We start from the raw sequence: 19,878 nt of genomic DNA on the forward strand, positions 1-19,878 counted from the left end.
AAAATAGTGACAGGTGCAGGATTCTATGCCAGGGGCGTCAGCGCCATTATCCCGGCCTACAACGAGGCAGCTACGGTAGGTAAAGTAATTGATACTTTAAAAGAAGTGGCCAGCATCGTCGAAATCATCGTAGTCAGCGACGGTTCGCAAGATGCTACGGCCAGCGTTGCCCGCCGCCATGGTGCCCGGGTAATTGAGCTGGCTACCAATGGGGGTAAAGGGGCGGCCATGACCGTTGGTGCCCGTGCGGCCCGGGAGGAGATCCTGCTTTTCCTGGATGCCGACCTGGAGGGGTTGACGGCAGCCCATGTCGAAGCCCTGGTTGCTCCTTTACTGGCCGGCAGCGCCGATATGACGGTAGGTATTTTCAGCCGGGGACGATCGCTCACGGACCTGGCCCAGGTAGTGGCTCCCCACCTTTCCGGCCAGCGCGCCATCCGTAAAGAATTGTTCCTGGCGGTGGGAGCAGAAAAAAGCCGTTTTGAGGTCGAAGTATTGCTTACCAGTGAAGCCCGCGCCCGGGGCTGGCGGGTGCAGAAAATACCCCTGGCCAATATGACCCATATCATGAAGGAAGAAAAGCGGGGGTTATACCGGGGCGTAGTCGCCCGGATGGGGATGTATAAAGACATCCTGGGCTACATCTTGCGCTTGACCAGGAAAAAGATCAAGGCGCGGCCGGTAGCCCTGTTGCTTTTACTGCTTATCCTGGCGGGAGCCTTGAATTATGATGTCCTGGCCCTGCGGTCGGCGGCAGCGGCAGCCGGGCGGATGCCTGATCTGGAACTCCCGGCCGGAGGCCACCGGATTCTGGTCATTTCGCCCCACCCTGATGACGAAACCCTGGGAGCCGGAGGCCTCATCGCTGAGGCCAGAGACCGGGGTGATGCCGTGAAGGTAGTTTTTATGACCAACGGCGATGGTTTCCGGCGGGGAGTGGAAAAGTTCAACGGTCCTTTGCCGGCAGGGGCCAGCGACTTTTTGCAATACGGACGGGTACGGCAGCAGGAAGCTATCACTGCCCTGGGGGTCCTGGGAGTTAAATCTAGTGATATCATTTTTCTGGGTTATCCCGACGGCGGCCTGGCCCCCATCTGGCTGGGTTACTGGGGGGAAGACAGGCCCTATACCTCCATTTATACCCGCCAGGCGGCAGTACCCTATAAACTGGCCTTTGCTCCGGGTGAGCCCTATACTGCTCCGGCTTTATTGAATACTCTAGTAGCAATCCTCAAAGACTACCGGCCCACCGATATTTATGTAACTGATACCAATGACAGCCACCCTGATCACTGGGCCACGGGGGCCTTCACCCTGGCGGCTGCAGGTAAAGTCAGGGAAGAAGATCCGTCCTTCAGGCCGAATCTTTATACGTTTGTTATTCACACCGGGACCTGGCAGATATTGCCTGTAATGGAGCGGAAGGCCAAACCCCTGCTGCCCCCCGGCTATTTCCTCAGCCGGGGCACGCCCTGGTATAAATTGCCCCTCTCGCCGGAAGCCATGGACCGGAAAAAGAAGGCCATTGCCGCTTATAAAACCCAGGACCTGGTCATGCCGACTTTCCTGGCCAATTTTGAACGGCCCAACGAAGTTTTCTCTCACCTTGTAGACCAGCAGCTGGTACAGGCTGATAGCAGTGCCGGAGGAGACGGCGAGCCCGCTTACTGGCCGGAGTCAGCCCGGGTAGCTTTAGATCCGGCCGGCGATCAGCTGACCAGGAAACTGGAGAAGGGTGGCGATTTAAAGGCAGCTTACCTCCTGCAGGCTGGCAATACCACCTTTGTACGCCTGGATACCTGGGGCCGGCCCGGCTTTCCAGTAATATATACGGCCAGCATCTACCTGTTACCCGGTAAACCTGCAGGCCAGGTCCAGCGCTTCATCTTGCAGGTAGCCCCCGGTGAAAGGCAAGCCAGGTGGCTGGCCCGGCCGACCGGTTATAACCCGGGGGCTGTGCGGGTAATCTACCGGGAGCACAGTGTTGAAATAGCACTACCCGGCCTGGTGCCGCCAGGAGAGCATCACCTGATGTTTGCCGCCGCCACCTCTATCAGTAAAATACCCCTGGACCGGATACCCTGGCGCCTTTTACAGGTAAACGGGGGCGATATATAAATGGCGCCCCTCCTCTTTGGCCTGGAAGAAGAAGTTTTCATTACCGAACCGGGCCGGCCTACCCTCCAGTCGTTGTATTACCTGGCCCGCCTCCTCTGGCGGGATCCGGCCGATTATTATACCCATACCGCCTGCAACTTTACCCGGGGCAAGGATTTACGTTTTGGCCTGATGAGCGGTATAGAGATTTCTACCGGGGCCTTTGCAGAAATCCCGGACCTGCTGGCCGATCTGGAACGTCGCCGCCGGGAGCTGGCGGCCGTCTGTTCCGGCCTGATCGTCCCGGTGGGACACCTCTTCGACCAGGAGGAGCCTACCAATATCTGCGGCATGCACGTTCATATCAGCGGTTTCCCGGATCGCGACCGGGCCTACCGCAACCTGGTCTACTTTTTACCCCTGCTGGCCTTGCTGGTAATCAACTCTCCCGTTGCCGGCAACCGTTGTTACGGCCAGTCCTACCGCTGGGCCGAGGCCTTTGCCATCGGGCCTTTAAAGGAGGACAGGCGTTACCGTTTCCAGGACCTTATTGAATCCAAACGCCTGGGTACCCTGGAGATCCGGGTTTTTGACCCGGTGTGGGACCTGGCACGCATCCGGATTCTCCTGGAGTGTATCCAGGCCATCCTCCTGGCTGATGCAGATTATCCCGGTGATATAAAGGTTTATAATGGCCTGCGCCTGAAGGTAGCCAGAGAGGGTTACATAGAGGAATTACGCCCGGTTTACCGGGACTTAACCCGGCTCCTGCCGCTGCCGGAAGACCTGTTCCGCCGTACCCCTGCCGACACCGTTAAGGAAATCTGGCTCCGGGAGGGGACCCTGGCCACCTATGCTGCCCTGGATAATGCCTACCGCAATGGGGTTTTAAAGCCCCGGCCCCTGCCACCGGCAAAGGTCAGCTGGCCCTTGATGCTGGCGGGCTTCTGCGGTTATTATTTACCCAGGATGCCCTATAATATCAAGAAAGTGTGGTCGGAATGGTGACCTTTTTTGAAATCCTGGCCGCCCTTGCCGTCATCGGCGGGGGCATCTTCTGGTACCTGAGGAAGGTATGGTTTTATCGCGACCCGGTGCGGGTAGCGCCGCAAGAAGAAGGGGCCATCCTGGCCCCGGCCGACGGCAGGGTGGTCTATATCAAGCCCTTTCGTCATGGCGAAGTGGCAGCGGAAAAACTGGGCCGCTCTATTCCCATTGAAGAAATAATGAAGGCCCCGGGCCTTGGCGAGAGGGGCTGGATCGTGGGTATCTACATGTCGCCCCTGGACGTCCATTTTAACTACGCTCCCATTGATGCCCGGGTGGAGCATATGGTCCATACCCGGGCCAGGGTTAATTTGCCCATGGTCGACCTGTGGGAATATATCCGCCTCACCTATCTCCGGCGGGCGGTAGATCTCTTCAGCCATCGCTATCGCCTGGTAAATGAACGGTTGACCATTTTTTTAAGGGGCCGGGACATGCAGCTGGCCATGGTCGAGATTGCCGACAAGTTTGTCAATAAGATTAACTGTTTTATTTCTCCCGGCCAGGCCGTTACCCGGGGCCAGAAGGTTTCCTTTATCGAACGGGGTTCCCAGGTAGACCTGGTTATCTTCAGGGAGGATGTCGAGTTTGCCGTCCGGGTGGGCCAGCAGGTTTACGGCGCCCGGACGGTGGTGGCCCGTTACCGGCCGGCAGGCGGGGTAGAGCAGTGACAGCCGTTCACGTCTATGTGGTCCTCTTTGGCCTGCTGGTCATCGAAGGCACAGGTGTGCCGGGTATCCCCTTTGAACCGGCCTTCCTGGCCGCCGGTTATTTAATTGAACGCGGGGAGATGAGCTTCTGGGGGGCAGTAGTGGTTGGGACCGCCGGCAATCTCCTGGGCAACTTGCTGGGCTACTGGCTGGGGGCCAGGCCGGGGCGTGGTCTAATCGAGCGTTTTTTCCACCGGGGCCTGGGTCAGGATGGCCTGGCCTCAGCCCGTTACTGGCTGGGCCGCTATGGAGCGGCAGTGATTATTTTCGCCCGCTGGTTCGGTCCCATCAGGACGCCGACCATCCTGGCGGCGGGAGTCCTGGGGATGGAGGCCGGCATTTATACCCTTTATTCAGCCCTGGGGGCCTTTACCTGGACCCTGGCCTGGCAGTATGCCAGCTGGAAGGGGGCCCATTATCTCCTCAGGTGGTGGCACTTTTATCGCCGGTACGCCACCTGGTGGATGGATATCCTGCTGATCCTGGTACTGCTGGCCATTACCGCCGGTTCTATCTATTATTGCTGGCGATGCCGGCGTATGGGAAGAAATGGAAAAAAATAGGTTGACAAATCCCTGCGCCTTATGATAGAATGATTTAGAACAACTTAATAAAGCGGGCGCTGAATCCCTTTGGAAAGGGAACGGGGGAACCAATTTTTGGGGTGAATCCTTGTACAAGGTAGGGTTAGCTTTCGACCCGAACCCGGCAGCTAACTTCGTAAGCGTGGAAAGTGAAAGAGGTAGACTACCCCTTTATTTTGGTGTGCAGAAAACCCCGGTTCAGGCCGGGGTCTTTATATTATTTTATCCATCAGGAAAGGAGGCAGCCTGTTGTGAGTGTTTATCTAAACAAAGGGAGGCTGATGGGTAGAGAAGTCAAGCGGGAAATGGCCCTGCAAAGGGCAGCTGAGTTGAAGGCCAGGATTATTGATTACCTTGATGCTAAGGATGCCATTCCCAGTGGTTTGGAAGCAGCAGCGGAGATTGAAGCCAGCCGGCAGCGGATTATGGCTTATTTTGGTGCCAGGGAGGCCGACTGGGAAGACTGGCGCTGGCAATTGCAGCACCGGATTACCTCGGTTGACGTCCTGGAGGAATTAGTTCCCTTAACTGAAACGGAAAAGAAAGCCATCAAGAAGGTTGAGCGTACCTATCGCTGGGCTGTTTCGCCCTATTACCTTTCCCTCATGGGCAAGGATGCCGCCTGCCCCATCCGGCGCCAGGCCTTCCCCAGTGCCGCCGAGCTGGAGGATAATACCGGGGTACTTGACCCCATGGATGAAGAGTTAACGTCACCGGCACCGGCCATTACCCGCCGTTATCCCGACCGCTTGATTATTAACGTCACCAACCAGTGTGCCATGTACTGCCGGCACTGCCAGCGGCGCCGCAATATTGGGGAAGTTGACCGGGGCCGCAGCCGCCGGGAGTTAGAGCAGGCCCTGGAGTATATCCGCCGCAATGAAGAAATCCGTGATGTCCTGATTACCGGCGGTGATGCCTTGATGCTGAGTGATGCCATGATCGACTGGTTGTTAACGGAACTGGATCATATCCCTCATGTGGAAATCAAACGCCTGGGTACCCGGGTGCCGGTTACTTTACCCCAGCGTGTTACGCCGGCATTGTGCCGGGTACTGGCCAAGCACCCGCCAATTTACCTCAATACCCAGTTTAACCACCCGCGGGAGGTTACGGCGGCAGCGAAAGCGGCCTGCGACCGCCTGGTGCAGGCCGGGGTGGTCCTGGGGAACCAGGCGGTTTTATTAAAGGGCGTCAATAACCATCCCTTTATTATGAGGAAGCTCAACCAGGAACTGTTGAAAATCCGGGTACGGCCCTATTATATCTTCCACGCCAAGCCGGTTAAAGGGACGACCCACTTTATCACTTCCATTGAGGAAGGCGTGGAAATAATGGAGAAGCTGCGCGGCTATACCTCCGGGCTGGCCGTACCTACCTATATAATCAACGCTCCCCACGGCCTGGGCAAGACGCCCATCTTACCCCAGTATGTGCTGGCCCACAATGACAACCAGGTCATCCTGCGCACCTGGGAGAAGCGGACCGTTTTTTACCCCAACACCGCTAACGACGAGCAACCGGCCGGGGCTTGAGTTTTCCGCGGCAGGATTTATGGCTGCCACGGGATAAAGCCTGTACTTAAGGGGTTGGCGTATGCCAATCCCTTCCTCGTTTCCGGCCTCCCACCTCCCACTTCCCATCTCTCATTTGTGCGGCTCGGTGATATTATAGGCTTCCTTGAGGACGACAATATCGACGCGCCGGTTGCGGGCCATATCGCCTTCATTGTCATTGGGGGCCACGGGGCGATATTCACCGTAGCCCGTGGCCGACAGGCGCTCGGGATTGATGCCGGCATCGTTCATTAGAACTTTGACGACATTAATGGCCCGCGCCGTCGACAGCTCCCAGTTGGAAGGGAAGAGGGGAGTATGGATGGGTAAATTATCGGTATGGCCTTCTACCCGCAGGTAATTGGGGAGTCTGGCCAGGGCCTGGCCCACCTGCCGGATGAGGGCGTGAGCCGCTGGAGTTAGCTCGGCGGACCCCTTGGGAAAAAGGATGGCATCGGCCATGCTGACCACCAGGCCCCGCTCCTCGGTTTTTAAAGTTACCTGGTCCTGGAGGCCTTCCTGCTGGATATATTGCTGCAGTTCAACCTTGACCCTGGCCAGTTCTGTTCCTTCGACGCTCTGTCCTTCCGTACCCTGCCCGCCTGGCGCAGGAGCTACACCGGGAACGAGGGAGGGCAGGCCCCCGGCCTCAAACAGGCCCGGGGCCGGTGACCCTATGAAAGCCTGGGCCAGGGAACTGGCCAGGGCAGCCATTTTTTGAGCATTGATGTTACTGATGGAGTACATAACCACGAAAAAGATCATCAGCAAGGTAATCAAGTCAGAATAGGTTAAGAGCCAGCGCTCTTTATTATCATGACTAACCTTTTCGGCCTGGCGCCTGGGCACCGGCGGCCACCCCCTTTGCTGTCGTCTCGCCCAGGATGGCCCGCTGTTTATCCGGAGACAGGAAAGCCATCAGGGTACTGCGGATCAGGGTGGGGTTCCTGCCGGCCTGGAGGGCCAGGACACCCTCTAGGATCATCTCCTGGTAGATGCGCTCCCTGTTAGCTTTATTCTTGAGCTTGGCGGCAATAGGCAGCCACAGGAGGTTGGCGGAAGAGACGCCGTAGAGGGTGGCGATAAAGGCCATGGCTATGGAAGGCCCCAGCTTTTCCGGGGAACTGAGATTGCTGAGGACGTGGACCAGGCCCATGACGGTGCCAATAATGCCCATGGTGGGGGCATAACCGCCGGCGGCTTCAAAAATGCTGATGCCGGTGGCATGGCGCGTTTCGGCGGCGTAAATATGCTGTTCCAGGACATTGCGGGTCTGTTCGGGGTCGGTGCCGTCCACCACCAGCTGCAGGGCGGATCTTAGGAAGGCGTCATGGATGGTGTCCAGTTCCTTCTCCAGCCGGACAAAACCCTCCCTCCGGGCCATAATGGCGTAATTAACGATGGTTTCAATGGTCTGGTTTAAGTCAAAGGGCTTTTCCCGGAAGGCGATTTTCAGTAAACGCGGGACGTTAAGGATTTCTTCCCGGCTGAAGCCAATCATGGTGGCACCGATGGTGCCGCCGAAAACGATCATGGCTGCCGTAACGGCCAGCAGGGCGCCTGGCTCGCCCCCTTCCAGGATAAAGGCGGCAATCAAGGAACCAAAGCCGATAATTAAGCCCAGGATGACATTAAGATCCAAATAAACATACCACCTTTCCTCACACCGGACCATGATTTACCAGAATCTCTAGCAATATTCGGCATGAAACAACAGAATCCTTGTCCATTGACCATTAAATTTTCCTGTGGTAGGATTAAGATTAGGTTAAATATAAACCAATGTAATTATCAGGAAGGAAGAGAAAAAATGAATGATCTGTTAATCAGGCGTGCGCGGCTCATGGATGAGCCGGGGACTGTGGATGTAGCCATTAAGGACGGGTATATTGTTGCCGCCGGGGGAGGGGTGGCCGGTTCGGCCCGGCAAATGGTAGATGCGGCAGGAAGACTCCTGATACCGGCCTTTGTCGATGCCCACACCCACCTGGACAAGGCCCTGACGGCGCCCCAGGAAGGCGCAGGCTCCCTGGCAGAGGCCGTTGAGGATTTCCAGCGGCGCAGCCGGAATATGGATAAAAACGATTTTATCGATCGCGGGCGCCGGGTGCTCTTAATGGCCCTGCGCCACGGCACGACAGTCATGCGCACCCATATTACCGTTAACGAAAGCCTGGGACTGCGGGCTGTAGAAGCTGCTTTGACCCTTAAAGAAGAATTCGCCGGTAAAGTCGACCTCCAGGTATTTGCCATGGGCAGCGGTCTGGAACCGGCACCGACACCCCCTTTGCAGGAGCTTTTCGAAGAGGCCCTGCGCCTGGGGGTGGACGGCCTGGGCGGTGCCCCCCACCTGTCCGAAAGGATGCAGGAATGGGTAGATTATATCTTTGACCTGGCCGCGCGCTATAATGTCTTGATTGATTTCCACGTTGATGAGACTGACGCCCCTTCGGTTGCCTCCCTGGAGTATATAGCGGCTAAAACCATCCAGACCGGCTTCCAGGGCCGGGTAGTGGCCGGTCACTGCTGCGGCTTGGCGGCTGTGGACGAAGAGAAGGCCAGCCGGACCATTGCCGCCGTGAAAGAGGCAGGCATTAGCGTTATTACTTTACCGTCCTGCAATCTCTATCTCATGGGCCGCCGGGATAAGGGCCTGGTCCGGCGGGGGGTCACCAGGGTCCGGGAACTCCAGGCAGCGGGAGTAAATGTAGCCTATGCTTCCGACAACATCCGCGATGCCTTCCGCCCCTTTGGTAACGCCAATATGCTGGAGGAGGCCCTGATAACCGCCCAGGTACTGCAAATGGGAACGCCCCTGGAGCTCAAAAACGTCATAAAAATGGGCACCTATAACGCCGCGGCCGCCATTGGACTTAAAGCTTACGGTGTTAAAGCCGGTAACCGGGCCGACCTGGTTCTCCTGGATGCTACCAGCCCGGCTGAAGCTATCATCGGGCAGGCTGAAAAGGTCTGTGTCATTAAGGGCGGCCGGGTAGCTGTGCGCAACGACAAAAAAAGCGACATCATTATTTAGCGGTTGCGTAAGGGAAAAGCAACGGTTATACTACAAGTAGCAAGCACCATTTTTTTACTGTGGAGGAATGAACTTGTTAGTAGATCTCAACCCAATTGCCTTTCAGCTGGGACCTATAGCGGTGCGCTGGTACGGCATCTTTATGGCCCTCTCTTTCCTGGTAGGTTCCTGGTACCTGTACCGGGAGGGCCTGAGGCGGGGCCTGGAAGAAGACTTCCTCCTCAACCTGGCCATTATTGTCATTATCTCCGGCGTTATCGGGGCACGGTTGATGTTTGTCCTGGCCAATTACCCCACCTGGTTCCTGACGGACCGTATCCAGATTATTAAAATCTATGAAGGTGGCCTTTCCTGGCACGGTGGCCTTCTGGGAGGCTTCCTGGCCGGCTGGCTTTATGCCCGCTGGAAAAGAATTGATGTCAACCAGCTGGCGGACCTGGTGGTGCCGGGCCTGGCCTTCGGCTATTTCCTGGTGCGTATCGCCAACATCTTTAATCAGGAAGTATTGGGCCGGCCCACGGATTTCTGGTTTGGCCGCTGGCCGGCCCAGGTCATCGGTTCGGCCATTGGCCTGCTTCTCCTGGCCCGTTATTTTTACGTCCAGAGCAAAAATCCACCCCATGGCTACCAGTTCTGGTCCTTTATCTTCTATCACCAGGTTTTACGGGCCGTTATCGAGGAAACAGTACGGGATAACCCGCTGGATGTGTGGGGTTATATTGTTCCCCACTGGGGCCTGGGCTTCTTTACCCTGACCCAGCTTACCACCCCTCCCGTCCTGCTCCTGGCTTATTACTTCATGTGGCGCTCGCGCCGGGCCGCCAGGGTCAGGTATCGCAGTTGAAGGCAGCCGGCGGCAGGGGCTATCTTTCTTAAGGAGCAAGGCAATTTCTGGGCGGTCACTGCCGCTATATAAAGCCCCCGGTCTTGCAAACCGGGGGCTTAGTATTTTTAACCGGCAATCAGGTCTACAAAGTCAAAGCGCAGTGTGTCTACCAGGCCGCGGTTGGTGAGGCGCAATTCCGGCAGCACCGGCAGGGAGAGGAGGGCCATGGTCATAAAGGGCGATACCAGCCGGCAGCCCAGCTCCTGCCAGGCCCGCTGGACGGCAGCAACCTGCCCGGCGACTTCTTCCACCGGCCGGTCCGACATGAGGCCGGCTATGGGCAGGGGCAGGAGGGCCAGGACCCTGCCGTCCCGGACGGCTACCATACCACCGCCGCATTGGGCCAGGGTATTACCGGCCAGGGCCATGTCGGCGTCGTTCATGCCGACAATGAGGAGATTGTGACTGTCGTGGGCGACTGTCGAAGCGACGGCTCCGCCCTGAAAGCCGAAGCCCCGGACAAAGCCCAGGCCAATGCGGCCATTGCCGCCGTGACGCTCCACGACGGCTACTTTAGCCAGGTCCCCGGCGGTGGTGGCCTTCAGCTGCCCGTCAACAACCGGCATGGTGGTGATGACGTGGCGGGTAATGACATTAGCCTCAATAATTTCCATCACCCGGACCTGGACCTGGCTCCTGCCTGCCGGGGCTGCCAGGCGGAAGTGGGCAGCCGCCAGGGGTTCCTTTAAGTGGACCGAATGACGCACCCGGTCAGGATAAGTGACGGCAGGGAGGTCAATTAACATCCGGCCGTCGGCAGCGACCACCCGGCCGTCGACCATGACCTTATCCACCTCCACGCCGGCCAGGTCCTTCAGGAAGAGGATATCGGCAAAGCGGCCGGGAGCAATGGCCCCCAGGTCCTGGGCGACACCAAAGCATTCGGCGGTATTAATAGTTACTGCCTGGATGGCCCGGACAGGATCCAGCCCTTCCTCTATGGCCCGTCGCACCACATGGTTTAAGTGCCCGGCCGAAAGCAGGGTTTCCGGGTGGGTATCATCGCTGACCAGGACGGCGCGGCGGCTGTCGATCCTGGTTTCCGTCAGGCTTTTAATCGTAGCCTTAATATCATGCCAGGCCGACCCTTCCCGCATCATGGCGTACATGCCCAGGCGCAGCCGGTTCAGGGCGTCTTCCCTGCAGGTAGATTCGTGGCAGGAGGAGATGCCGGCGGCAGTATAGGCGGCCAGACGCTGGAAATCACCCGGCAGGGCGAAGTGACCGGTAACGGGTTTGCTAGCCTTTAAGGTAGCCTCCAGTTCGCCGTGCACACCGGGATCGCCGGCCAGGACGCCGGGGAAGTTCATCATTTCCCCCAGGCCACAGATCCCGGGCCACCCCATGGCGCTGGCTACTTCCGCCGGGCCGAAGACGGCACCGGCATCCTCGAAGCCCGGGGCAGCGGGGACACAGGAGGGCATGGTGGCGAAAACCTTTAAGGGGAGGTCGCGGCCTTCGTTTACCATTAACTTTACCCCTTCCAGCCCCAGGACATTGGCGATCTCATGGGGGTCCATGAATATCGCCGTTGTGCCGCCGGGAAGGACGGCCCGGGCAAACTGGGTTACCGTCACCATGCTGCTTTCCACATGAACATGGCCGTCCATAAAACCGGGACAGAGGTAGTAACCGGAGGCATCGATTATCTCCGTTGCCGGGCCGATGCTCCGGCTGACCTCACCGACGCTGGCTATCCGGCCATCCTTAATGGCAATATCCCAGGGCAGGATCTCGCCCGTAAAGACATTGACTACTTTACCGTTCTTAATGACGGTATCGGCCGGGATTTTTCCGGTAGCTGCAGCCACCAGTTCCCGGGTGACTTCAGCCAGGGGACGCCTGGAAGGGAACACTGACAGCCATCTCCTTTATTCAGGATTTACTTCCAGTATAAAACTATACTGAAATAATAGCAAGATTTATATGACAACACTTTACCGGGTCCTTTTGACCAGCATATCAATGAGGTCGGGATCATGCAGGAAATTAAGGCGGCTGGCAATCAGGTTGCCGTCACCGTTGACCCGGCCCAGGGTGGTATTACTTTTGGAACGGGCCTGCCAGCCCCGCACGGTATTTTCGCCGTAAAAGACGCCGGCATTATTTTTAACGCTGGCCAGATTAATCTTACCCAGGTATATTTCGTTTTCATACTGGGACTCCTTTCTTACTCCAACAGTTTACGCAGGGAGGGTTCAGCCAGCCATTCATAACAATGATGTCCGGGTGGAACTACAGGGAAACATTTTGCAGCTGGAAGGGGAAATTAAACCTGATCCCCAGTTGTTGCCGTCAATCATGGTGCACCAGCAGGAAAGGCGCCGGGGCAAATTCAGCGGTTCCCTTACCCTGCCGGCAGCAGTAAATATTAAAAGCGCCCGGGCTACCTACCAGCGCGGCATCCTGGAGATTCGCCTGGCTAAACTTCCCGGCCATCAGGGCGAAGCTTTAAGATTGATTTTCTTAAATAAACTTCTGGTAACTTTTTTAAGATATATCGGTTGCAACCAAATTGGTAGCAACCTTTTTGTTTTCTCAAGTACCCAATTTTAACCGTTATTTAAAAAAGATTTTAACTAACTTCAACCTCAAGTTTATCAGCTTTTAATATCTATTTGATAAACTTATTTCCGGGATATCCCGAAAAGGTTTTCGAAAACCCTATTACTTAACCTGAGGAAAGAGAGGGGAGATAATGTTTGTTCGCAAATGGCTTGGTGTTATTTTGGGCCTGACCCTGCTGGCTAGTCTCATTCCAGTTCACCCGGCTCGGGCTATCACCCATGCCGAACTGGCGGCCTATTGGGCGCCTGAGATCTATCAGGATACCAATGCGACCTATGGCTATAAGGCCGATTACATCACCAACTTTGACTTCGACGGCGACTGGCGGGGCAACAACAACTGGGATAACCTCGACGTGTATCCCACCCCTGCATACATCTACTATTCGGTAACGGAAACAGAAACCCATTATTTTATCGGTTACTACTTTTTCCATCCACGTGATGACGGGCCTACGACTCTGGACAAGCACGAGAATGACCTGGAGGGCGTTCTGGTAGCGGTACGCAAAGACGGTAGCCTTTATGGTTCATTTCAGCTCATGGAAACGATGGCCCATGGCAACTGGTACCAATATACCAATGACCCGAACATTACTACGGGCCTGGATAATGTGGACGGCGGAGTACTGTTCAGCAGCTCACATCCGAAAGTATTTGTCCAGGCTAACGGCCAGAGCCCCTGGGGTGGGCACGGCGTCTTTGCCTATGATGGTAGCGAGGCTCCTGGTGGAGATGGGATTGTTTATATCTACGGTGGTACGGCCCAGGTACCGGTCTCGGGAAGTGGCAACTACATCAACGTCTATAACTATGCCTTAAAGAGCATTGATGAGCTTTGGGACCGGCGCAACGACATCGGCGACGGACGTACTTTTGGCAGGTGGGGTGCTTTCGACGGTGATAATTACAATGCCGACGCGGCGAGTGCCCCCTGGGGCTGGGACGATGGGGACGATGGTGCCACCTTCACTGGCGACAACTTTGCCGATCCGGCCCATATGGTGGATACCCACCTGAATGGTCTAGGCAACTTCGCTCACGTCTATGCTTATAATCCGTACTATACCCACAAGGTTTCCGTGGAAAGCGTCACCAGCCGCGCCGACAGGGACCCTTTTGGCGGCAAAAGTGATATCTATGTCAAGGTAACGACCAACGGTGATAAATACACCGATGATCGGCTTTGGAAGTATAACAATACGGCTATTGGTATCAGACGGTATGTTAACTGGGGATATGATGACGCCACGGATGGCTTCCAGTACTCCAGCGCCTACCACACCCGCTTTCTGGCCAAGCCCCCGGGCAGTACCATTACGATCGAGGTCCTGGACAGCGATATTGACGGCGATGACAGCATGGGGAGCCTCAGTGTAACGCCGGCTATTGGCCAGACCCAGACATGGACCGATGCGTACACTTTCAGCGGACAGGCCCAGGTAACCGCAACAGTGAGCGCGATCCGGTAATCCTTGTACCTCACCCTCAAAAGATCCTGATATTTGCCTTATGAAGGCGGACCAACCCGCTTAACGATATAACGAGGAGGGTTTATTAAAACATGAAATGGAAACTGTTGGCAGCAGCGCTGGTTGTGGTGCTGGCTATCGTCCTGCTGGCCGGGTGCGGCGGCAATGCGGATAAGGCCAAAGCAACCCCGGGAAAGGAACAGGGCAGCCAGGCGGTACCGAAGATTACCTTAAATGTTGCTACCGCTGGCGATACCAACATGGCCGACCTGCAGAAGGAGGCCGTCGCTCCAGGCTTCAAGGTAAAGTACCCCGACGTAGAGGTAAACGTTATCGGCACGGGCCCCGGCGATGCCGGCAGTAACGCCATCCTTACCAAGCTAAAGGCCCAGAAAGACGCCGGCAGGGACAAGTGGGATATCGACGTGGCGGTGGTGCATCAGAGCGTGATGGAAAGCCTCATCAAGGAGGGACTGATTGACAAGTACGTCTCTCTTACGGAAAACGGCAAGTATGTAGTCAGCTTCGACAGCAAGAACTCCCTGGGAACCAACGTAGAAGGGTACGTCATCCCCATGTTCCATAGCCAGACGGCCATAGCCTATAATCCGGACCTGGTACCCAATCCACCCGCCACCTTTGACGAACTGGTGTCCTGGATCAAGGCTAATCCCAACAAGTTCGGCTACAACGGCGTCAAAGGCGGTATGAGCGGTGTGGCCTTCGTCACCGGCTATATTTACTGGAAGACCGGCAAATACGATAATTATGCAGTTACTGGCCCTTACGACAAGGCCCGTGAAGCAGATTGGCCGGCCATTATCAAGGAACTGAAATCCCTGCCCGTGACTATGACCCAGGGCAACAACGGCACCCTGGACATGCTCAACCGTGGCGAGATTGCCATGGGTCCGGTATGGGTGGATATGTTCATCCTCTGGAAGAACGAAGGGCGGATGGACCCAAAGATGCGGTTGAAGCTTATCCAGCCCGGCCTGCCGGGCCAGCCCATGTACCTGGTCGTACCGGCCAGGGCGGCGAATAAGGAAATGGCCATCAAGTATATTGACTACCTGGCATCCCCGGAGATACAGGCCAAGGTGATCGTGGAGCGCAACGGCTGGTACCCCGGGATTGATGCCAACAAGGTTTTACCCCTAGTTTCGCAGAAAGCAAAAGACCAGCTATTTAAAGACATTGCTCCCGACGAGCTGAATAAGTACGGACTGACCTTCCCCCTGGCACCTTATCTTAAGGACATCCAGACTGCGTACGAGGAGAACTAGCCGTGGCGGTGAAAGGGATTTCTCACCCGGACAGGGTGGAACGGTGGGCCGGAGTGGCGGTATCCGCTCCGGCCCTGGCCTTAGTTATAGCCTTATTTTGTATTCCTTTTCTCAATTCCTTTTTCATCAGTTTTCGGCGGGAGGCACAGTGGACCCTGGGCAACTATGCCACGGTGGGCAGGCTCTACCTGGGGGATATCCTCTTCACAGCAGGAGTTTCTTTGATCGCGCTGGTGGCGACCCTGCTGGTGGCTGTAGCCATCGGTGGGTATTTGCGCCTGCGGCCGAACCGGGTCGTGGAGTTCCTCTTCAAGATACCGCTTTTTATCCCCTTCGTGGTGGTGGGGCACGCCATGCGCGTTTTCCTGGCGCCCCACGGTCTCTTGAATTCTGCCCTGGCCCAGGTCGGCCTGGTAAACCTCGCCGCTCCACCCTCCATTGCTTTTTCCTGGCTGGGCATTGTTGTGGCCCTAACCTGGAAGAACATGGCCATGGCCTTGCTGCTGGTTTTGGGGGCTTTCCGTGGCGTAAGGGAAGAGTACCTGGAGTCCGCCAGAAACGTAGGGGCAGCAGAGTGGCGCCTGGTGAAGGACGTCCTCCTGCCCATGGCGGCTGGCTCTGTGGCCGTGGCGGCGGTGCTTATCTTCTCCTCCATGCTGGCCTCCTTTTCTATTCCCCTGATGATCGGTAGCGGCAAGGGAGCCCAGATGTTGATGATTGATATCTATTACCGGATTATTTACCAGCAGGACTATGGTGTAGCCAATGCCCTGGGAGTAATTTCCTACCTGGGGGCTACCGGGGCGGCTATTTATTACCTGAGGACGGTGAGAAGCGGTGAACGGTCTTAAAGTTTGGCAATTGACCGGGCGGGTTGCGGGCCTGGCCCTAGCTTTCTTTATCATCTTTGGCCCCCTGTCAGGGCTCATCATCTGGTCAGTGGCCGAGCGATGGTACTGGCCGGCGGCCCTGCCGCAAAAAGCCGGTTGGTTTTACTGGCAGCGGGTCCTGGGCGGGGACGTGTGGCAGAACTTTCTCCTGGGGGTGGAGATTGCTCTGCTGGTAACAGCCCTTGGTCTCCTGTTAACGGTTCCGCTGGCCTATGTCCTGGCCCGGTTCAAGATGCCTATGAAGCCGGTAATACTGATGCTCTTTCTCTTACCGCAGGCCTTTCCGCAACTACCTGTCTTCGCCAACACCGCGGTGCTCCTTTACCGCTGGAACCTGGCCGGAAAGGTGTCAGGGGTCGTGCTGATCCACCTGGTTGGCGCCCTGGTTTACGCCTTGTGGACCCTGGTAGCTGTCTATCAGTCCATTCCCCCGGAGCTGGAGGAAGCTGCCCGGAATCTGGGAGCTTCGCGGATAAAAACCTTTTTCACGGTGAGCCTGCCCCTGGCCCTGCCGGGCATTATCGCCGGCGGTCTCCTCGTTTTTCTCTATTCACTGGATGAGTTTACCGGCACGCTTTTGGTGGGGGCGCCTTTTGTGGTCACCCTGCCGGTACTCATGTACAATACCTCCATGGGTTACGAGTTACAAATTGCTTCTGTTACGGCCCTCCTGCTGATGCTCCCGGGACTCTTAATGCTATTGATGATGGAACGTTTCCTGAAGGCGGAATATCTTTCGGCCTTTGGCCGCATTTGAAAGGAGATAAGGTCCATGACCGCAATTCGGGTAGAAAAGTTGGAGAAATGGTTCGGCAGGGTCCGTGCCCTGGATGGGATTTCCTTGGACATCCAACCGGGGACCTTGGTGGCCATCCTTGGGCCCAGCGGCTGTGGCAAGACGACCTTGCTGCGCTGTCTGGCCGGATTCACTGCAGTGGACGGCGGGCAAGTCCTTTTTGATGGCGAGGATGTCACCCACCTCCCGCCCCACCTGCGCCAGACAGCCCTGGTATTCCAGAACTACGCCCTCTGGCCGCATATGACCATTTTTGACAACATCGCCTACGGGCTGCGGTTAAAGAAATTGCCGCGCCGGGAAGTCCAAAGCCGCGTAGAGGCTGCTTTGGCCCTGACAGAACTGAATGGGGACCCGGACCTACCGCGCCGCCGCCCCGCCGCCCTCTCCGGTGGCCAGCAGCAGCGGGTGGCCTTGGCGCGCGCCCTGGCGGTAGAGCCCAGGGTGCTCTTGCTTGATGAGCCCCTCAGCAACCTGGACGCCAGGGTACGGCAACGCCTGCGGGTGGAAATCCGCTGTCTACAGAAGAAACTGGGTATCACCACCGTGCATGTGACTCATGACCAGGAGGAGGCCTTATCTATGGCCGATACAGTAGTTATCATGAATGGCGGCCGGATAGAGCAGGTAGGCCGCCCGGCTGAAGTTTTCCAGCGTCCGGCCAGCGCCTTCGTGGCGGAGTTCCTGGGTAATAGTAATACTTTGCCCGGTCGAGTATTGCCCGGGGGAGCACTGGAGGTAGCCGGGCAGCGGCTCCCTGGCGGGCTAGCATTGCCGCCGGATGCCGCTACAGTGACGGTAGTCATCCGGGCGGGCGATATAACCCTGCGATCTCCCGGTACTTCCCCTGCCGAGGGACAGGTGGTCCTTGCGGGAGTGGTGGAAGATGTGCTGTTTCAGGGCAACTTGTACCGCCACACTGTAGTTGTGGGTAGACAAACCATCGTTGCCGATGCAACTACCCCTTCAAGGAGAGGGCCGGTCCTGGCCGTGATCCCCGCGGTAAAAGTGTTTGTCTTCCCTGTCCCTTAGCTGGAAGAGCTACACTCCTGCAAGTCGATGAAAAGCTGTTGGAGAGAACGTCCGTGCGGTTAACTTTTTAGCTGCCGGGGTACGAGAAGATAGCGAGTTAGGAGAGGGAGAGGGTATTGGAACCGACCATCAAGGCCATCGCCGCGGAATTAGGTATTTCCGTAGCCACAGTTTCTAAAGCACTGAATGGCTACAACGATGTAAGTGACGAAACCAGGGAGCGGGTGCTGGCCCTGGCCAGGAAGCAAGGGTATGTGCCCAACGCCCTGGCCAGGGGTTTGTTACGCAAGCGCTCGCAGACTATAGGGCTGATCCTTCCCGATATTCGCGACCCCTTTTTCCCGGAGGTGGCCCGTGGCGTGGAGGACGCTGCCAATGAGCGGGGCTACCGCGTCATCTACTGTAATACCGACCGGGATCAGGAAAAGGAACTCGCAGCCGTGCGGAACCTCCTGGAAAAGCGGGTGGACGGGTTCATTTTAAATGGGAATTATCTGCAGAGCGGTTACCTGGAATGGCTGCGGGCACGGGAGGTACCATTTGTCCTCCTGCGCCGGCGGCTGGCGGCAACGGAAATCTCCTTTGTGGACGTAGATAACATATCTGGTGCCTACATGGCCACCACGCACCTTATCCGCCTGGGGCATCGGCAAATTGGATTTATCAACCTGCCCGTCACTTCTTATGCCCATGCCCCGCGGGGGGAGGGGTTCCAGAAGGCTATGGCGGACTACGGCCTGGAGGTAAATGACCGGTGGGTCCGGGAAGGGGATTATACTACCCCGGGAGGCTGTCGCCTGGCGCTGGATATACTCGGCTCTATGGAGCGTCCCACAGCCATTTTCGCCGCAAATGACCGCATGGCCCTGGGGATCCTGGAAGCTGCCGGGCAGTTGGGACTAAAGGTCCCAGGGGACCTGGCAGTGATTGGCTATGACGGGCTGGAAATAGGAGAACTCTCCTTTATCGGCCTTTCAACTGTTTCCCAGCCGCGCTATGAAATGGGTTATCTCTCCCTGGAATTGCTGGCGAATATGATCGAGGGCCAGGAGACCCCAGGGCGACAGGTGATTTTACCGGTGCAAATGACTGTGCGCCGCACTTGTGGAGGCGGGGCGTCATGAATCTCGCCTGTCGCTTGCTGGTAGCCGATCTGGACGGCACTCTAACGGAAGGTGGAGAGCCGGTGGCAGAGCAAGTTGTTGCTGCCGTACGGGAGTTTTGCCGGCGGGGCGGCCTTTTCACCCTGGCTACCGGCCGGGGACCGCTGTCTGCCAGGTGTTACCTGGATCAGTTGGCCGTGACCATCCCGGCCATTTTATTTAATGGTGCCTGGCTCTACGACCCTGTATCCGGCTGCCCCATCCGGGAAAAGGTTTTGCCTCCTGATTTTGTGATCCCTTTTCTCGATTGGCTGACGTCCTTTACGGGTGATGTAGTTGTCTACCGGGGTGAGGAGGTGCTGATACCAGGCTTAAGTTCCCGCCTGGAGCGGCACTTCCAAAAAGACGGCGGCCGTTATCGATCCGTACCGGGGTGGGCGGGATTGACTTCTTTCGGTATTAATAAGATCCTGGTAATCGCCCCCTCCGGGCCATACAGATCCTTTGCGGCGCGCTTTCCGCGGGAAGCAGCTATGGTCAATTGGATCCAGTCCGAGAATGACTACTGGGAAATCATGCCGGCTGATGTTTCTAAAGGGTCGGGTTTACTGGAACTGATAGCCCATCTGGGCATTTCCTGGCAAGAAGTAATAGCTATTGGTAACCACCTCAACGACCTGGAGATGCTGGCAGTGGCTGGCCTGGGGGTAGCTGTCCGGAACGCTCACCCGGTGCTCAGGCGAACAGCGCAGTATGTCACTAGCGGCTGTTCGTGGAAAGGCGTCATGGAGATCTTGAGAAAATTAACTCTACTTTAA

The 19,878-nt window shown here is 56.7% G+C and carries 19 protein-coding genes and 1 riboswitch; of the genes, 15 read left to right on the top strand and 4 right to left on the bottom strand.

Translation table 11 applies throughout. The features are described 5' to 3' along the window. The first annotated feature begins 6 nt into the window (after window positions 1-6). From MGLY_RS08415 to eam, 5 genes are all read left to right on the top strand, one after another. The gene (locus MGLY_RS08415; protein ID WP_156273004.1) at window positions 7-2,118 is read left to right on the top strand and encodes a PIG-L family deacetylase; all 2,112 of its coding nucleotides are present in this window, start codon (window positions 7-9) and stop codon (window positions 2,116-2,118) included. Then, window positions 2,119-3,105: a glutamate--cysteine ligase family protein gene (locus tag MGLY_RS08420; RefSeq protein ID WP_156273006.1), complete on the top strand. Its 987-nt coding sequence runs from the start codon at window positions 2,119-2,121 to the stop codon at window positions 3,103-3,105. It begins immediately after the preceding gene. Then, complete coding sequence (locus MGLY_RS08425) at window positions 3,099-3,815, top strand: phosphatidylserine decarboxylase (protein WP_156273008.1); 717 nt, start codon at window positions 3,099-3,101, stop codon at window positions 3,813-3,815. Before MGLY_RS08420 ends, MGLY_RS08425 begins: the two co-directional genes overlap by 7 nt. After that, on the top strand, window positions 3,812-4,417 hold the full coding sequence (locus MGLY_RS08430; RefSeq protein WP_156273010.1) for a DedA family protein: 606 nt from the start codon (window positions 3,812-3,814) through the stop codon (window positions 4,415-4,417). Before MGLY_RS08425 ends, MGLY_RS08430 begins: the two co-directional genes overlap by 4 nt. A 47-nt stretch (window positions 4,418-4,464) precedes the next feature. Further along, window positions 4,465-4,595, top strand: a riboswitch (cyclic di-AMP (ydaO/yuaA leader). A 124-nt stretch (window positions 4,596-4,719) separates the two neighbouring features. After that, window positions 4,720-5,973, top strand: coding sequence for a glutamate 2,3-aminomutase (gene eam / locus MGLY_RS08435; protein ID WP_156276315.1), 1,254 nt, complete (start codon window positions 4,720-4,722; stop codon window positions 5,971-5,973). A gap of 111 nt (window positions 5,974-6,084) precedes the next feature. Here eam and MGLY_RS08440 read toward each other — a convergent pair whose 3' ends face one another. Both MGLY_RS08440 and MGLY_RS08445 read right to left on the bottom strand, forming a co-directional pair. Next, window positions 6,085-6,843: an OmpA/MotB family protein gene (locus tag MGLY_RS08440; RefSeq protein WP_156273012.1), complete on the bottom strand. Its 759-nt coding sequence runs from the start codon at window positions 6,841-6,843 to the stop codon at window positions 6,085-6,087. Beyond that, window positions 6,815-7,636, bottom strand: a complete 822-nt coding sequence (locus MGLY_RS08445; RefSeq protein ID WP_246187455.1) for a flagellar motor protein — start codon at window positions 7,634-7,636, stop codon at window positions 6,815-6,817. The genes MGLY_RS08440 and MGLY_RS08445 overlap by 29 nt, the downstream gene beginning before the upstream one ends. Window positions 7,637-7,804: 168 nt before the next feature. Here MGLY_RS08445 and MGLY_RS08450 point away from each other — a divergent pair, with 168 nt between their 5' ends. Continuing rightward, window positions 7,805-9,028 (top strand): amidohydrolase family protein, encoded by a 1,224-nt coding sequence (locus MGLY_RS08450; RefSeq protein WP_156273016.1) that lies wholly within the window; start codon window positions 7,805-7,807, stop codon window positions 9,026-9,028. A gap of 73 nt (window positions 9,029-9,101) precedes the next feature. Then, window positions 9,102-9,872: a prolipoprotein diacylglyceryl transferase gene (locus MGLY_RS08455; RefSeq protein WP_156273018.1), complete on the top strand. Its 771-nt coding sequence runs from the start codon at window positions 9,102-9,104 to the stop codon at window positions 9,870-9,872. A gap of 107 nt (window positions 9,873-9,979) precedes the next feature. Here the strand turns inward: MGLY_RS08455 and ade are convergent, their stop codons facing one another. Both ade and MGLY_RS08465 read right to left on the bottom strand, forming a co-directional pair. Then, complete coding sequence (gene ade / locus MGLY_RS08460; protein WP_156273020.1) at window positions 9,980-11,770, bottom strand: adenine deaminase; 1,791 nt, start codon at window positions 11,768-11,770, stop codon at window positions 9,980-9,982. Between the two features lie 81 nt (window positions 11,771-11,851). Next, the gene (locus MGLY_RS08465) at window positions 11,852-11,989 is read right to left on the bottom strand and encodes a hypothetical protein (protein ID WP_211662112.1); all 138 of its coding nucleotides are present in this window, start codon (window positions 11,987-11,989) and stop codon (window positions 11,852-11,854) included. A gap of 133 nt (window positions 11,990-12,122) precedes the next feature. On the opposite strand from MGLY_RS08465, the gene MGLY_RS08470 reads away from it, so the two are divergent. From MGLY_RS08470 to MGLY_RS08505, 8 genes are all read left to right on the top strand, one after another. After that, window positions 12,123-12,470, top strand: coding sequence for an Hsp20/alpha crystallin family protein (locus MGLY_RS08470; RefSeq protein ID WP_277997926.1), 348 nt, complete (start codon window positions 12,123-12,125; stop codon window positions 12,468-12,470). A gap of 142 nt (window positions 12,471-12,612) precedes the next feature. Beyond that, entirely contained in the window at window positions 12,613-13,953 is a 1,341-nt protein-coding gene (locus tag MGLY_RS08475) for a hypothetical protein (RefSeq protein WP_156273026.1), read from the top strand. Window positions 13,954-14,045: 92 nt separating this feature from the next. Further along, complete coding sequence (locus MGLY_RS08480; protein ID WP_156273028.1) at window positions 14,046-15,239, top strand: extracellular solute-binding protein; 1,194 nt, start codon at window positions 14,046-14,048, stop codon at window positions 15,237-15,239. A 2-nt stretch (window positions 15,240-15,241) separates the two neighbouring features. Further along, a complete protein-coding gene (locus MGLY_RS08485) occupies window positions 15,242-16,090 on the top strand; it encodes an ABC transporter permease (RefSeq protein WP_156273030.1) in 849 nt (282 codons plus the stop codon). Between the two features lie 10 nt (window positions 16,091-16,100). Then, a complete protein-coding gene (locus MGLY_RS08490) occupies window positions 16,101-16,886 on the top strand; it encodes an ABC transporter permease (RefSeq protein WP_156273032.1) in 786 nt (261 codons plus the stop codon). A gap of 15 nt (window positions 16,887-16,901) precedes the next feature. After that, a complete protein-coding gene (locus tag MGLY_RS08495; protein WP_156273034.1) occupies window positions 16,902-17,957 on the top strand; it encodes an ABC transporter ATP-binding protein in 1,056 nt (351 codons plus the stop codon). 116 nt (window positions 17,958-18,073) lie between these two features. Then, window positions 18,074-19,081, top strand: a complete 1,008-nt coding sequence (locus MGLY_RS08500; protein ID WP_156273036.1) for a LacI family DNA-binding transcriptional regulator — start codon at window positions 18,074-18,076, stop codon at window positions 19,079-19,081. Continuing rightward, window positions 19,078-19,878, top strand: a complete 801-nt coding sequence (locus MGLY_RS08505) for an HAD family hydrolase (RefSeq protein WP_156273038.1) — start codon at window positions 19,078-19,080, stop codon at window positions 19,876-19,878. Before MGLY_RS08500 ends, MGLY_RS08505 begins: the two co-directional genes overlap by 4 nt.

The organism is Moorella glycerini, assembly GCF_009735625.1.
In the GTDB taxonomy this organism is placed as follows: Bacteria; Bacillota; DSM-521; order Neomoorellales; family Neomoorellaceae; genus Neomoorella; species Neomoorella glycerini.

Bases quoted from the DNA above. Each gene is read 5' to 3' on its own strand.
- MGLY_RS08450 (WP_156273016.1), top strand. From the start codon at position 7,805: ATGAATGATCTGTTAATCAGGCGTGCGCGGCTCATGGATGAGCCGGGG.
- MGLY_RS08425 (WP_156273008.1), top strand. From the start codon at position 3,099: ATGGTGACCTTTTTTGAAATCCTGGCCGCCCTTGCCGTCATCGGCGGG.
- eam (WP_156276315.1), top strand. From the start codon at position 4,720: ATGGGTAGAGAAGTCAAGCGGGAAATGGCCCTGCAAAGGGCAGCTGAG.
- MGLY_RS08505 (WP_156273038.1), top strand. From the start codon at position 19,078: ATGAATCTCGCCTGTCGCTTGCTGGTAGCCGATCTGGACGGCACTCTA.
- MGLY_RS08480 (WP_156273028.1), top strand. From the start codon at position 14,046: ATGAAATGGAAACTGTTGGCAGCAGCGCTGGTTGTGGTGCTGGCTATC.
- MGLY_RS08495 (WP_156273034.1), top strand. From the start codon at position 16,902: ATGACCGCAATTCGGGTAGAAAAGTTGGAGAAATGGTTCGGCAGGGTC.
- MGLY_RS08475 (WP_156273026.1), top strand. From the start codon at position 12,613: ATGTTTGTTCGCAAATGGCTTGGTGTTATTTTGGGCCTGACCCTGCTG.
- MGLY_RS08420 (WP_156273006.1), top strand. From the start codon at position 2,119: ATGGCGCCCCTCCTCTTTGGCCTGGAAGAAGAAGTTTTCATTACCGAA.